Raw genomic sequence first — 15,176 nt, forward strand, 5'->3', positions numbered from 1 at the left:
AAATAATCTATCAGGTGGTCATGGCTTTATTTATGCCAATTCGCTTAATTAAGTGAACAGTTTTGAGGCAATAAAATCTCGTTGATAACAAGGCAAAAATTTCGTTATTTAGTTGTTCTCGGCAATTGCTCCTGCATTGCTCTACCTCCTGCATCCATGCAGTCGTAAATGAGAGATTTTTAACGCAGTTAGCGACAGATTTAATCCCTCAAAATGATTAAGTATTATTGCGAGTTGGCATAATCCTCTCGGTTGGAATTGGCATGGCACAAACGTCGATGTAATCAGGGCTTTCAACAAACCATGCTTCTACGCGATTTTTACGCGCTTCAATAAGGGCTTTAAACGCATTTGAGTCTGTTTTCATCACCCGAAATTCACTGTTATCTGTGTCTTTGATATCTGCTAATACTTGCATATCTGTGATGGGGTTAAATGCCTGACTATCAGTGGCTTTACGCTGCAAGAGATTAAAGTGCTCCATCCCTTCTAAAACACGACCAAACACAGTGATATTACGGTCTAAATAGCGTTGACTATTGCCGATGGTTACATAAAATTCGGTACCACCGGAATTGATATCATTACCGCGGGCCATAGCAAAAATTCCTGGGCAATGTACTTGCCATGTTTCGGTTTGGCTTTGGTTTTGTGCCACAGCAAAGCCATTTAAAAAGCCCGTTTTAGCGGCATAGCCATCAGGTCCTTTAAGCTCTGTAATCGCTAAAGGAGTCTCGGTGCGTAGATAAAACTCAGCAGGTAACCCTTTTTTGGCATTTTTAACGGGTTTACTTTCGCTGGCATCCCCGCCCTGCGCAACAAATCCTTCAACAAAGCGATACATACTCAGGCCTTGATAAAACCCTTCTTTGGCAAGCTGTCGCATGTTATTTGCGTGAATGGGCGCTAGTTTATCGTTTAGTTCGATATAAGCAGCGCCTGTAGGTAAGGTTAATTTAATAACGTTTTCGGCACTGACTTTTCGCCACTCACTGCTACTTGCGGTTTTAATGATTTCGCCAGCAGAACGTTTTTGGCTTGTTTCTTTTGCAGCAATTGGTGCAGCTAATGCTACGCCAAGGCACAGAGTTAATAGACTTAATTTCATTGTTATTATCTTTTAAGTAATTGACAATTCAGCCTATTAACTTATGCCCTAATAAGCAAGTAAACGCGATTTATGGTGCCAAGTTAAATTGTTAGTCCCAATCAAACTTGTAGAGAATATCTACATTTCTATTTAAACCGCTGGTTACCTCGATATACAATTGCGACAACAATTGATAACGAACTGCCACTTCACTTAATGAATCAAAAATGCCGACACTGTATTTCACTTGAATACCCGGTGTGACGTAACCAGATATTTCAACTTTGGTGTCGTCCCCACTGCCGCTTGAGCTTAAGCTGACATCAGACAAACCAAAGCTTTCACCGATTTTGGATACCACACCTTCACTGCGATTTACACCTTGGGCAAGCAGTAATTGGGTGAGCATCGCATCGGTTGAGCTATCTCCTTCATCAAGAGGTTGCCCGTTTAATAAATAAGCCAATGCTTGGGCTTGGTCCATCGCAGGCTCTGAGAACACTTTTAATGAAGGTTGTTCGACATTACCAGTTAACGTAATACCTGCAATCACGCCATTAGATGTGTTATCCGGATTACGAATTGCCTTAATGTTTAGGTACGGTTTATCAATTGAGCCGCTAAAGCCCACCTGACCGGTGCGAATTTGCAAGTCTTGCCCAAAGGCACGATAGGTACCTTGAACAAGGTTCAATTCACCCGTTGCTATCATCGGTGTAACTTGGTCCATGCTGATGTTAATGTCACCTTCAACTTTAGACTGTAAGCCAAACGAATCAACGCGCACATCATTCTCAACCAACACCTTTAGGTTTATGGCATAGTCAAAGGGGACTTTTTCTGATTGTTGCTGCTCAATATCAACAATGACTTCATCATCGCTGACTTGTACAGCGCCTTCTGGTAGCTCTTCAATGGCAATACGACCCCATGGCACTACAACTTGGCCATCAAGATTAAACGCATTATTCTTCAAAGACATAGTTAAATCTGGCGATACTTTAAAGGTGACATCTTGCTGGGCACGCACAAAAAACTCTTTACCGTTTAATTTCACGTCAACGTCAGGTAAATCTTGCTGCCAATCAATACCGCCAGATAAATTAAGTGCGCCCCCTTCGGTATCTTTAAGCTCACCAGTCAGCTTCGCACTTTGGTTATTAAAGGCAATGTTCACATAAGAGTTTTGCAGCGATACAGGCAGGTTTGCCCCTTCAAGGTTGATTTTTTCGACATCAAAATCACCATTGAGTAATGGTTCTTTTAAAGTACCTGCGATTGCTAATCGACCTTTAATGTCGCCTGTTAGTTGCTCAAGTGAAGCAATAAAGGGTCGTAAGTTTGTTAACTCAATTTTCTCAATAACCAAGTCGCCCGCTAAGGTCTGTTGATTTTGAATATCATCAATGTTGAGCTCAGACGTTACTTTACCTAATACGGATGAATCAATAGTGGCATTAAGTTTACCAACTTGTGCGTCGCTCATTGCCGATATATCTAAAACCTCAACCGGTAACTTGTAGACACTTGCACCATCGATTAAGGATGCTTCAAGCTGCTGAGTTTTGATATTGGCACGAATGGTTTTTAGTGCGCCATTATTCCAGTTGGCAACAAACTCCCCGCTTGCATCCCCTGTTACTTTCAAGTTATCTGGTAAGAAGTGTTTAAATTCAGCAATCGATAACGCTGCAAGCTGTGCATTTAACTGGCCTAACTGCTTAGTTTGCTGCAAAGTCTCAAAGCATAATTTTGAGTTATCACTTTGCCAGCAATGTGCAGCGACATTAAAGTCAAATGTCTTGGTATTAACTTGAATATTAACTGGTTTATTAGTGCCAAAGCGCACCTGATTATCGGTAACAAGAATTTGGCTCAGCGCACCTTGCCAGGTTTCTTTATTAAATTTACCGTCAATATCAAATGACGCCTTGCCTTGGTCTGCATCGAGTAAAAAAGTTAAATGGTGATCTGTTTTATCGCCGCTGGCGTCTAACTCAATTTGATTAATTTTGTGTTCGCTAATCGATGCAGAATCAAGCACCAATGACACATCCGTTTGCCAGTCTGCAGCGTAATCAAATTGCCCTTTTAATGTTAAACCATCAACCTGAATATCTTGATAGCTCAATGTATTAAGAACTAAATTTAAATCAACCGTTGGCGCAAGACGCTCACCACGCAAACTCAAATCAGCAAAGCCCTTGCCTTGCATAGGCAAGATATCTTGACGACTTGCATCTAAACGCAATTTGCCGTCAACTTGCCATACATCATCTACCTGACCCGATAAAGCAATTTCATTTTTACCGCTTTTCACTTCTAGTTTATTAAAACTCGCATGCAAGCTGCTATCAAGTTCAAAATCCGACAGCAAGGTCACTGGCACGTCATTCACAGAGCCATTTAATTGCGTATTATCTAAGGCAAGCTGCCACTCACTTGCTTGTAAGTTAAATGAACCATTAAATTCACCAGATAAATCACTACTTAGTGCATCCGTTAAATATTGGGCTTTTAAGTGGCTTAAAACCCCTTTAAATTGGCTTTTTACGCCATTTGACCAATCAACTGATGCGTTAATTTCTGCTTTACTGTCGTTAGTATTAAGGCTTAACTGCTCAAGTTTTGCGTTTGTTAAACTACCTTGTAATTGCGATTTCACAATCATTGCCGGTAATGCATCTAACTGCGTTACTAGACTCAAATCAACAGCATAAGCATCGGCATGGCCTTTCGCTTTTAAATCAAAGTCCGATAATTGCAGCTGTTGTGTATCTGTTGCTATTTGCCACTTTGCTATTTGACCAGTTAAATCAAATGGGTAATTTGTTTGTTTTAGGTTCACAGCCCCTTTTAACTCTGCTGGGTATGCTCCCTGTGTAACTAGGTCTAACTTTAAATCCTCAAGCGGCCCTGAAACTAATAACTTAGCTTGATGCTCAGTGCTATTTACAGACACAGCCCCCTCAACTGTATTTTTACCCGCAAGCGCTGCCGTTAAATTGGTGTTCAATTGCCATTGCTGATAACTTGCAGCAAGCTTTTCAAGATTAATATCGCTTCCCTTGGCTGAAGCTACCAATTCAATATTTTCGACAAGCTGAGCCTCTTCTGCGCCATAAGGAGTAACAGCAACTTTACTGATTTGAAGTTGCTTTAACTCAACATTAATCGGTAGCGTAATATCAAGTGCTGGTAATGCTGGAAGCTCTGTTAATGGCGTTGATTTAGGCTGCTCTTTTGCTTCGTGCAGCATCACAGAAACATCAGCAATGGTCAGTGAATCCACTGTAAGATCCGATGCTTCGCCACGACCACTTAAGTTCAATTTATTGACTGTTACATCGGCGCTCGGGTGCGCGAGATTAAAGCGATTAATTGCAACTCGCTTAACAGCTACTTTCATTGGTAAGCTAATTTGTGCGGCTTGTGCAACTTCAGGCTCTGTTTCAGAGCTCTGCTCAGTTGATGCAGCTTGGCTTTTAATATTTAAATCTATCGACTGTGCGCTTAAATTATCAAGACAAATGCCATCACAACGCCACCAGAACAAATCAATTTTTAGCTGCTTTGCATCAAGCTTGATGCCTTGATTTTCAAAATGAACATCAAACGCATCGTTATATAAAAAACGCCCAGATGGCAGCTTTATTGTTAAGCCATCAATTAACTTATTAGCTGTGTATGCAATAAAGTGATTACCGGGTGCGGTGAATAACAAACAAAACACAATGACTAGCAAACTTGCCATCGTGATTGATAGAACCTTGGTTATCTTTTTTAACATCTTCATTAGATTTCAGGCCCTATGGTAATACTTAATCGGGTACTTTTGCTTTCTTTTGTCAGACCCCAAGCATGGTCGATACGCACCGGGCCAACAGGTGTTAAATACCGAAAACCAAAACCGGCACCGACTTCGACGCGGTCACTAAAATCATTAGTCGCAGTACCACTATCGACAAATAAGGCTGCGCGCCAATGCTCAGCAAATTGATAGTTATATTCAACAGTGCCACTCATCAAATATTTACCACCAATTAAGCGCCCTTCCTCATCTTCTGGGGAAATAGATTCATAGGCAAAACCACGTACACTCTGATCACCACCGGCATAAAAACGCAGTGATAACGGCACATCATTTATATTATCGACCAGCATGGCACCTAGGTTGGCTCTTAAAAACAACATATGGCGATCTGCAAAAGTAGTTAGCCAGGCATTTTGCAGTTGTAAGCGTAAAATGTTGGTTGAAGACATCATATCTTTTAAACCAAATTCGGCCGAAACCATCCATTGGTAACCTTCATAAGGTGTTGTCCCCCCTTCAGTATCTTTTTTCGCATAACTGATACCGGGCATCAGCATTTTTGCACTTTGCTCCTCATCACCAATACGATAGGTTTCATAATCACGCCTTAAAAAGGCCGTGCGCACCCAATCGTCTTCGGTTAGCCATTGCCTTTGCAATTGTCCGGTTAATATTTTGCTATACAGATCATTGGTTACTCCATCTTCAAGTTTGTAACCCAGAGAAAAACGCCAAAGGTCATCATTAGGATCGTCGACTGGTACCGTGTAGCCCAATGATATGTCTTGTTGCTTTTCAGAGACGTTTAAATTGCTTTCTAAGTAGTGGCCATCTTCGGTGATCCAAGGTTTGGTCCATTTAAAACGAACTTTTGGGCCAAAGTCGGTATTGAAACCACCGCCGATTTCATAGCTATTGGCTGGCTTATGTAGTACATCAACATTAACAGGTACTTGATTATCTTTACGTTTTGCAATGTCTGCATACACACGGACACTGGTAAAATAAGGAGTACTCGATAGCGCTAAGTTGTAATCAGAAACCTCGGTCGCTTTACATGGCTGACCTTGTTTAAACTCCGCCAAAGAACGAATGTATTTTTCAGCGGGAGTCTCACTCCCAATGGTGATATCACCAAACTGATAGCGAGGACCGGTATCGACATTAAAAATGACTTTTGCGCTATTATTTTTTAGCGATACAGCCAATTTATGCTCGTGCCACTTCGCATCAAAATAGCCTAACTCTAATAGCTGGCTTTCAATACCTTTTCTAGCAGCCTCATATTTACCGTGATTTAAAAAGTCACCCTGCTTGATTTTGATACTATTGACAGCAGACATAAATTCAGCGTCATCTTTCCCGGCACCAGTGATAGTTACGTTGATATCTGCAATTCGGGTAACAGGGCCTCGTTCAACATCGACAATTAATAGCTGCTGCGCGTTATCGAAACTAATTTTGATGGTCGGTTTGTAATAGCCAAGGGCTTTTAAACTCATTTCTACTTGGCTTTTAGCATGACGCTTTAATGCCTTGGAAGTTTTTTCATCGATAAGTTGTTTTATGTAAAGCTCAACGTTCTTTTCGAGCTCATCACTGATCCCCTGAATTTTATAATCTTTAATAACCGTAGCTGCACTCGATGCATGCTGGCTGTATGAAAAGCAGATAAACAAAAAGACAAAAAAGAAATGCCGAGTATACAAAAAATATCCTTACTTTTTTGGAGGAGTCATAATCTAAAATGAGTACAAAAAGATACTAGCACAGTGCAATAGCCACCGACATAATTGAAATGCTAAAATTAGTACGCGTTAAACAATTATTTTCGCTACAATAGCGGATAATACCTAGATTTATAATGAATGAGCGACTAAATGCACTTCCCTGATGACGAAAACGGTCAATTATTAGCTGAAATAGCTGAAGCTGGTGTCGATTTAACCAGTATGCAAACCATCGATTTCTATATTCTTTTTGAACAAAAACCTGAAGCAGAAAAATTTGCTGAAGCGATTACAAGTGATGAGCTTGCTCCTTCAACAGAGTTAACCAAATGCCCAGATACAGGGGTGTGGGAAGTAATTACCCGCGTGAAGATGGTGCCAGATCACACTTTACTTAGCCAAACAGAGCAATACTTAGAAAGCATCGCTAATGGCCATAATGGTTATGGTGATGGCTGGGGTTTAATGGCTGAAGAACAATAAGCCTGCCAGCCAATTTTGTAAGCGAATCAATTTAGTTGATTCGCTTTACGAAAACTCCCCTGATAATCAAATAGCTTTTCTGCCACTTTCCAACCATATTTTTTATTTTTACGCGCAATCACAAAATCGGGGGCCAGTAGTTGCTGCTGTAAATTTACAATCTGCTCAGCGCTTTGCCATTCAATTGGTGTAAAACCTGGTGCTGCTCTCTTACCAAACTGCTTATTAAAAATAAATCGTCCGGTGTCATTTGTTAAGTTAAATACCTCATCACAACTTGCACCGTCTTCATCATAATAACTAATTTTAAGTAACCCTTTTGCGAGCACCTGAGCTGACAAACCACTACATCTTAATACCAAGGCATCTTTTAAATTTAGTGCTTCTCGTAGTTTATCATCAGGGTCTGCCATCATGGCACCACAAGAATGACACTGCCTTGCAGCAATGTCATTTTGTTCACCACACTGCTCACATTCTTTAAACCGAAAGCGATAATCGCACTGTACTTGTTCTTCACCATCGTCCAGCAAGCCTTGGCAACGTCTGCCAAAATGCTCAATCACTTTGCCCTCGCTGTCTGTTTTACCCCAAAAAATATTCGCAAATCCACAACCCGGACACAGCACCTGAACAGGCTCATTATCACTTTGCGCTTTTTTACTGCCCACTTCAGGATAAAACAAATCAAAACCATTACCTGCATAGTCAATCACTAAGCAGTCTTTTTTTCCTTCACTTAAGCGCAGGCCCCGACCTACAATCTGCTGGTATAAACTGACCGATTCGGTTGGCCGTAAAATCGCGATGAAATCAACATGAGGAGCATCAAAGCCTGTCGTGAGCACAGATACATTAACCAAATACTTTATTTGTTTTGCTTTAAATTGATTAATAATTCGGTCACGTTCGTTATTATCGGTATCGCCGGTTATAAGTGCAGTATTTTGCTCTGGTAAGTAACCGGTAATTTCTTTGGCATGCATCACGGTTGCGGCAAAGATCATCACGCCATGACGCTGTTCACTGTATTCTATAACTTGCTTGATAATAGCTTTTGTTGCCCGTGTGTTATCTTTCAATAATGCATTCATATTTTCGATACTGTATCGACCAAATGAATCTCTCGGTAGTGATGAAAAGTCATAATGACTAATAGCAGCATCGACTTCATGCGGCGGCGTTAAATAGCCGTTCTTAATCATATAGCGCAGTGGTAACTCAAAAATACACTTTTTAAATGGCGCATCTTTATCACCTCTAACAAAACCGTGATAATGATGATGATAAACCCAGCCCATCCCCATACGAAAAGGTGTCGCAGTTAAGCCAAGCACTTTAAGGTTGGGGTTTTGTTTTTTTAGACTCGCTATCACCTGCCCGTATTGGCTTTGTTCATCACCGCTGACACGGTGACACTCATCAATGATCAACAAAGAGTAAGCATCACTCAGCTTATCGGTATTGCGCGCCAGGGACTGCACACTTGCAAAGGTAACTTGCTCTGTTAAAGACTTTTGCTTTAAACCTGCTGAAAAAATACTCGCCTTAAAGCCAAAGCTCACATACTTCTCTGCGTTTTGCTCCACCAATTCTTTGACATGTGCAAGCACCATAATTTTTTGTTTGGCAATACGCGCAAGCTCTGCAATAACAAGGCTTTTTCCTGCCCCTGTTGGTAATACGATCAGTGCTGCATCATCTGTTTGTCGAAAGTGAGCAACCGTGCGTTCTACGGCCTCTTGTTGGTAGGTTCTGAGTACGTACTTCATTTTATCGGAATATTCGACATAAAAAAGGGAAGCATACGCTTCCCTTCATATTCTTTAAAGCAAAAAATTAAGCCAAGTGCTTAGTTAGATCGACACCTTGGAACGCTTTAGGACGTTTACCACGACCCGTCCATTCAACGATTTCACCATTATACTCGATGCGATATTTTGGTTTAACTTTAGTACGCTTATCTGTACTTGCTACATCTTGTAAATCTTCTAATGTAAGTCCTTTTTCTTTTAACAAATCGAGTACTTCTTTTTTAGCTTCTTGCTGTTGAGTATATTTCTCGATTGCTGTGTCAATTAGCTGCTTGGCTTTTTCAAGCTCAGTTAACGACGCAGATTTAACAAAAGATCGGATTTCTTTCATTTAGAGCTCTCTTGGATATAAAATTTAAGTTAGATGTTAAACGTTCATGAGTATATAATTAAATCATGAATTAATCTATGGCATGCTTATTTTTTATAGCACTTTTCATTATATTAAAGCCATAACTTAACTTTATCTATTACGTCAAGTAGCTCTGAAATCAACCCTTCGACAACCAAAGTGTCATGTTGTTGATTAAATCTATTTTCTGTCTGCACGATAAGTTCTGACAATGGTGGGTATTGGAGCATAACAATTCCACCTTTAAGCTTATGGATTGAACGAGAAACCTTTTCAATATCATGATTTTTTAAGTGCGTAGATAAATTATCCACATCCTCTTGTAAGCTGTTTATAAACACCTCAGCTAACATTTTTGCATCATTTTCATTTCCAAAAACAGTTAACCAATGCTGCTTATCTTTAACACCTTGTATATTTATAAATGTATTATCAATGGTTTCAACATCACTCGTGTTGAGGTCAATAAACTCAGCCAATCTATTATATAATTCATTTAGTTTATACGGCTTAAAAAGAACGCTATTCATACCTGAATCTAAAGCTTTTTTTAGACATTCTTTCGATGAGTCAGCAGTAAAACCGATAATAGGTAAATGCTTAAATTGCTCTTTTTCTCGTATACTTTTCGCTAAGCCAAAACCATCTAAATCCGGCATGTGGCAGTCTGTTAATAATAAGTCAAAATGATTATTCTCAAGCGCTTTTAACCCTGCGAAACCATCCTCGACTATTACAGCCTTAATACCAAGCTTTTGACATTGCTTTTCAAGTAATAGTTGATTCGTTTTATTATCCTCAGCTATCAGTATTTGCCCATAAACAGGAGTATTTTCTAGTCGGGTTGGCTCACTACTTTTAGTGTGAATATTATCAATTAACTCTCTTAGTATATCTGGATACAGTGGGTCTACAGCTAAAACGTGACAGCTACATTTTGCAGGTGCTTGAGTACCATTCGGACTTAACACAATAATGTATTTATTGCTTGCTTGGTTTATCTCTGTTCGCCAGTCGTTACCCCAAAGTTCCACCATATAGCACTCATCAATAAATATACTTTTTGCCTGCTCAAAAGCATGTTTATCTAATGGCCAATCTAGCTGCTTATATTGAACACCAATGCTGTCTAAACAATTTAACAGAGGCTGATTTTGACTACAGACATACCAAGTAACAGAAGATAGACTTAGCTTAGATTTGCTAACTTGGGTTAATGGCACAGTGATATAAACATTGGTGCCTTTCCCATAAGTACTAGAAATATTAATCTCACCTTCCATTGCATCTAGTAATTGCTTGGCAAGACTTAAACCCAGACCAGCACCACCAAAGCGACGTTGAATAGAATTATCTGCTTGCTCAAAAGGGGTAAATGTTTGCTTTAGTTGCTGAGCAGTCATACCTTTGCCGGTATCTGATACTTCAAGTTTAAGGGTGTTTTTTTCAAACAAAACATCACAACTAATCGTGCCTTGCTCGGTAAACTTAACTGCATTATTTAGCACGTTAGAAACAACTTGCATCACGTGGTTTATATCGACAGAAGCTAAATTATAGGCCGCTGTACGCCACGATAAAATAAACTCTATGCCTTTTTGCTTAGCAAGATATTCATGAGCGCGTATAACTCGGCATAAATGCGACTCTAAATCTACATTTCGTATTTCAACATCGATATTACCCGCATTAGTATTTGCAAAATAAAGAATATCATCAACTAAAGTGCGTAACTTTAATAAAGAGCCATCAATGTGCTCTACCAATTGGTATTGCTCATCAGTCATCGTTGAAGCTTTTAGTAATTCAATAAAGCCACTAACGCCTGAAATAGGCGTTCGCAGTTCATGACTCATGGTTGCAATAAAACGACTTTTCGCTAAATCAGCTTGCTGTGCTAATTGATTTGCCTTTGTAAGGTCTGCTTGCTGGCGTTTTAGCAAATTAATGTCAAATAAAATGCCATTCCAACGAACTCCCTCTTGCGAAGACTGCTTTTTGGGCTCAGCATTTGCTATATATCGACACCAAATCTGCTGACCTAAATGGTTCACTCTAAACTCAATATCGATCATGCTATTAAGTTTGTTAGCAAGCTTAAAACTTTTAGCAATTTTAACCCTGTCTTCATCAACAATATGAGGCGATATGCAACCTGTCATACCCCGACGATTAACGGTTGTATTTGAAATACCTAATAACTCTTGCGCGCCTCGGCTAATATAAGTGTAGCTCCCCTCACCATTATCATAATACTCGTACTGAAAAACGCCGCCAGGGATAGTATCGGTAATTGTTTGTAGTAGTTTTTGTACTGATTTATTCTCACGCTGTAATTGGTGATGCTCGGTAACATCGGTAATTACTGTCATAATGCCTGCAAGTAAACCATCAACACCATAGTAAGGTTTTTTTGTATAAAGAAGTTCAAGGTTTTGTCCTTCATTATTGGTGTAGTTTATTTGCTGATTTATCACTTTTCCTGACTTTAAACTTTGTCTGTTTTGCGAAAGCAGTTTCTTAACCACATCAAGATCAGTACGTAGGTATTGATTATCTTTATCCCATAAATGAGCAAAATTATCTTTATAAGCCTTATTCCACATTATGCGACGTTGATCTTTATCCTGTATCACCACCATAGTAGGAAGGTCATCTATCAGCTTTTGAGTGAAGTTAAGTTTACTTAGTGCAACCTGTTCAGCGTGTTTGCGTTTTACTATTTCTCTATTAATTGTTATTCGCCAGCTAATAAAGTAAATAACAGATACTGCCAACAGGATTAAAACAAGAATTGCTGTCGTGTTTACCGTTTTTTTATCGTAGCCTTGCTCAATATTAAAAATACCATGGCGATTGACTACATGAGTAAAATCATTACTTGTTAATGTTTTAAATAAACTATCGAGTAAAGTGGCAAATTCAGAAAAGTGTTTATTTACTAAAAAGTAAATAGGCTGCGAATAACGATATTTTGGATTGATGTAAAATTCACCAATATAAAACTGATTTAATTGATAAGCGGCAATGCTTTGAGGCAAGATTACGCCGTCGATGTTATCATTTCTTAACGCATAAAAAAGAGTTTGAATTGAATCGAATGAAACGGTATCAAGCTGTTCACTAACCACAAGCCTCTCTAATGGATTTGCAAACGTTTCAAAATACCCTATCCGTTTAATTTCTCTTGAACGCTTAGAAATTAACACCATTTCTAAACTATAGTGAGCAGGTAAAGCAATTAGTACACCTTCATCTATTTTAGATGGTGTAAGTGTAGGAATAATATCAACTTTATTTGCTAAAAATAATTTTTCTAACTCGCTAGAGTTAGCGGCTGGTATGTACTTAAATTGAAAATCACTTCGCTGTGAAAGAAGTTGCAGTGTATCGTTTAAATACCCTCTGGCCTCACCATTCTTGTTTGTTGAATTTAGTGGATAAATGCCATCAATAAATGAAAATGTCAGTAAATAATTATTAATATCTTCGGCATTAATACGGTTAAAATCGCGCTTAAACTGCCCATATGCCTTTGCAGCTAAGTACTCTTCACTCGCAGCACTTTCCCACAACTGTTTAGTAGTTGGAGATATTGAGGTCAAAACAGAATTCACTTGGTTACGTAGCAACGTATTGTTTTTATTAAACATTACATGCAAAGTTTCACTTGATAACCAAATAGGACTAACTACTTTTAAGTTATCATGAGTACGATTTTTAAATTGATGAGATAAAGCAGAATAATCTCCCAAAAACGCATCAAATGTGCCATCAGCAATTTTCTTATATGCATCTTCCGGTTGAATAAAGCGATTAATAAACAGAGCGCCATTTTCGGCTAAATATTCACAATGTGAGCTGCCAGTTATACAAACCCAGCGCAGGCTAGCCAAATTTTTTAAAGCATCGTTGGCTATCTTTTGCTTTGTCACGATTCCGCGCGGCGATTCCATAAACGGAGTAGAAAATAAGAAATGCTTCTTGCGTTGTTTTGTCTCATTTAAGCCAACAGCAAAGTCGACTTTTCCTGCCTCCAAAGCATCTAAAAGCTCATTTAAACTTGCATATACCTCATAATCTAATTCAGCCCCAAGCAAGCTGGCAATTTCATTACTGTAGCCAACAATCACGCCTGAAAACTGACCATCAGCATCACGCGTATGATACGGGAAAAAGTTATAGCTAACGATACCTGCTTTTAAAGTTGCACCAGTCTGTTCAGAATTCGCACTAAATGATACAAGTAATGAAAGTAATATATAGATAAAGACAGTTATCTTACCCAAACAAAAGCCTTAACTAATTGTTAATCAGGAAATTCCAGTATAAGAGATTATTTCAAATGGTACAAATAACTAACTTGTTTCAATGCAATTAGCACTCATTAATATCTGTGCTTTCTTATTTTATAAAACCCACTTCAATATCAACCACTCTTTGATTTTACTTACTAACAATACTGAGAGTTTTCTAGTTCGGAATAATAATTGATTCAAAGTGATGACAAACAAACATTTGATTAAGTTTAAGAACTTTATGCTCATTATCATGGTTTTGACGAATCGTTTAACTCTCCTTCTTAATAAACTATTAAAATAATTGCTAAAGACATCAGGTAGCCTTGTATCAATATTTTGTCCAATGATCGCCATGTATATTCCATAAAAAAAGGCTGAAAAAATTCAGCCTTTTTACGTTCAAAAAACTTTATTAGAAGCTGATTGAGTAGCTTACTCGATAATCGCGACCAAAGTTGTTATATAAGTCTTGATCATCCCATGTGCCATTTGATGATAGCACTGGATCTTCATCTGTTAAGTTATTAACAGTGAAAGTAACAGCACCATATGCACCAGCATTATAAGTATAAGTTAAGTTATGTACTAACCAGCTATCAAGTCGACCAGACACATCATATTTAGCACCAGCAATTGGATTACCATCAGCATCTAAAGGAGCTTTTTCAAACTCACTTGTGCTATCAGTAAATGTTGCGTTCCATGCTAAAGAGTGATCTTCATAAGACCATGCAACCGTTGCAACAGACTTAAGCTCAGGTTGACCTGACCAACCAGATGTATCTTGAACTCGACCACCTACTTCTTCTTCATATGAAAGTACAAAGCTATTCACGTTTTGGAAACGGAAATCACCAAAACCAGTTTCAAGATTTGCAGCAATTGTAAAGTCGATACCTTCAATTTCGAAACCAGCACCATTAAAGTAAGATGTACCTGCTTCAATAAGCGTTCCAGATGCAGCACGCTTCAGATAGAAAGTCTCATTCGAAGTATCTGTATCTACTGATACAGCAGAGATTAGGCCTGCAGCTTCGTCAGATAAAAGAGCTTGTAATGTCTTTTGTTGGATTACATTATCGATTTGTAACTGGAAGTAATCAAGTTTGAAAGTAAGGTTGTCGTTTACGTCCCACGCGATACCAAGGTTAGTGTAATCTGATTCTTCAGCATCTAACTCTGAGTTTTGTGTATAGTATGTATTGTACTGACGCTCTGTTGTAGAGCCATTTCTATAGTCAATAGCGTCTTCTGCTGAAAATGAACGCGCAGCATTAAGACGGTCAAGACCTGGTGCACGGAAAGACTCAGAATATGAACCACGGATAACGATGTTATCAGCTACTTGCCAACGAGCAGATACCGCAGGAGCAATATTGTCACCGAAGTCAGAGTAGTCATCGTAACGAGCTTTTAAGTTAACTTCTACAGTTTCAGTAATTGGAAGAACTGACTCGAAGAACAGTGCTGTTACATCACGTTTACCCTGTGATGAGTTACCTGCTGAACCACCGATTAAACCAGCAGCTGATTGACCATCGTAGATATCTGCATAAGTTTGCTCAAAATATTCCATACCTACGTAGTGTGAT

At 38.9% G+C, this 15,176-nt stretch carries 8 protein-coding genes; 1 reads left to right on the plus strand and 7 read right to left on the minus strand.

Translation table 11 applies throughout. The annotated features are described in order from the left end of the window. Positions 1 to 217: 217 nt before the first annotated feature. From L1264_RS15765 to L1264_RS15775, 3 genes are all read right to left on the minus strand, one after another. Positions 218 to 1,108, minus strand: a complete 891-nt coding sequence (locus L1264_RS15765; RefSeq protein ID WP_199527401.1) for a peptidylprolyl isomerase — start codon at positions 1,106 to 1,108, stop codon at positions 218 to 220. 91 nt (positions 1,109 to 1,199) lie between these two features. Further along, entirely contained in the window at positions 1,200 to 4,886 is a 3,687-nt protein-coding gene (tamB, locus tag L1264_RS15770) for an autotransporter assembly complex protein TamB (RefSeq protein WP_235404207.1), read from the minus strand. Beyond that, positions 4,886 to 6,613 carry an autotransporter assembly complex protein TamA gene (locus tag L1264_RS15775; protein WP_442960448.1) on the minus strand — a complete coding sequence of 576 codons (1,728 nt, stop codon included), beginning with the start codon at positions 6,611 to 6,613 and terminating at the stop codon, positions 4,886 to 4,888. Before L1264_RS15775 ends, tamB begins: the two co-directional genes overlap by 1 nt. A gap of 171 nt (positions 6,614 to 6,784) precedes the next feature. Between L1264_RS15775 and L1264_RS15780 the strand changes: the two genes are divergently transcribed. Then, positions 6,785 to 7,117: a ribonuclease E inhibitor RraB gene (locus tag L1264_RS15780; RefSeq protein WP_135925338.1), complete on the plus strand. Its 333-nt coding sequence runs from the start codon at positions 6,785 to 6,787 to the stop codon at positions 7,115 to 7,117. 26 nt (positions 7,118 to 7,143) lie between these two features. Here L1264_RS15780 and L1264_RS15785 read toward each other — a convergent pair whose 3' ends face one another. From L1264_RS15785 to L1264_RS15800, 4 genes are all read right to left on the minus strand, one after another. Further along, on the minus strand, positions 7,144 to 8,889 hold the full coding sequence (locus L1264_RS15785; RefSeq protein WP_199527399.1) for a DEAD/DEAH box helicase: 1,746 nt from the start codon (positions 8,887 to 8,889) through the stop codon (positions 7,144 to 7,146). A gap of 67 nt (positions 8,890 to 8,956) precedes the next feature. Further along, positions 8,957 to 9,262 (minus strand): H-NS histone family protein, encoded by a 306-nt coding sequence (locus tag L1264_RS15790; protein WP_135925343.1) that lies wholly within the window; start codon positions 9,260 to 9,262, stop codon positions 8,957 to 8,959. A 113-nt stretch (positions 9,263 to 9,375) separates the two neighbouring features. Beyond that, a complete protein-coding gene (locus L1264_RS15795) occupies positions 9,376 to 13,572 on the minus strand; it encodes an ATP-binding protein (RefSeq protein WP_235404208.1) in 4,197 nt (1,398 codons plus the stop codon). A gap of 424 nt (positions 13,573 to 13,996) precedes the next feature. Beyond that, on the minus strand, positions 13,997 to 15,176 hold a 1,180-nt coding region (locus L1264_RS15800; protein WP_235404210.1), incomplete at its 5' end, for a TonB-dependent receptor domain-containing protein.

The sequence above is a fragment of the Pseudoalteromonas sp. APAL1 genome (assembly GCF_021532475.1).
In the GTDB taxonomy this organism is placed as follows: domain Bacteria; phylum Pseudomonadota; class Gammaproteobacteria; order Enterobacterales; family Alteromonadaceae; genus Pseudoalteromonas; species Pseudoalteromonas lipolytica_C.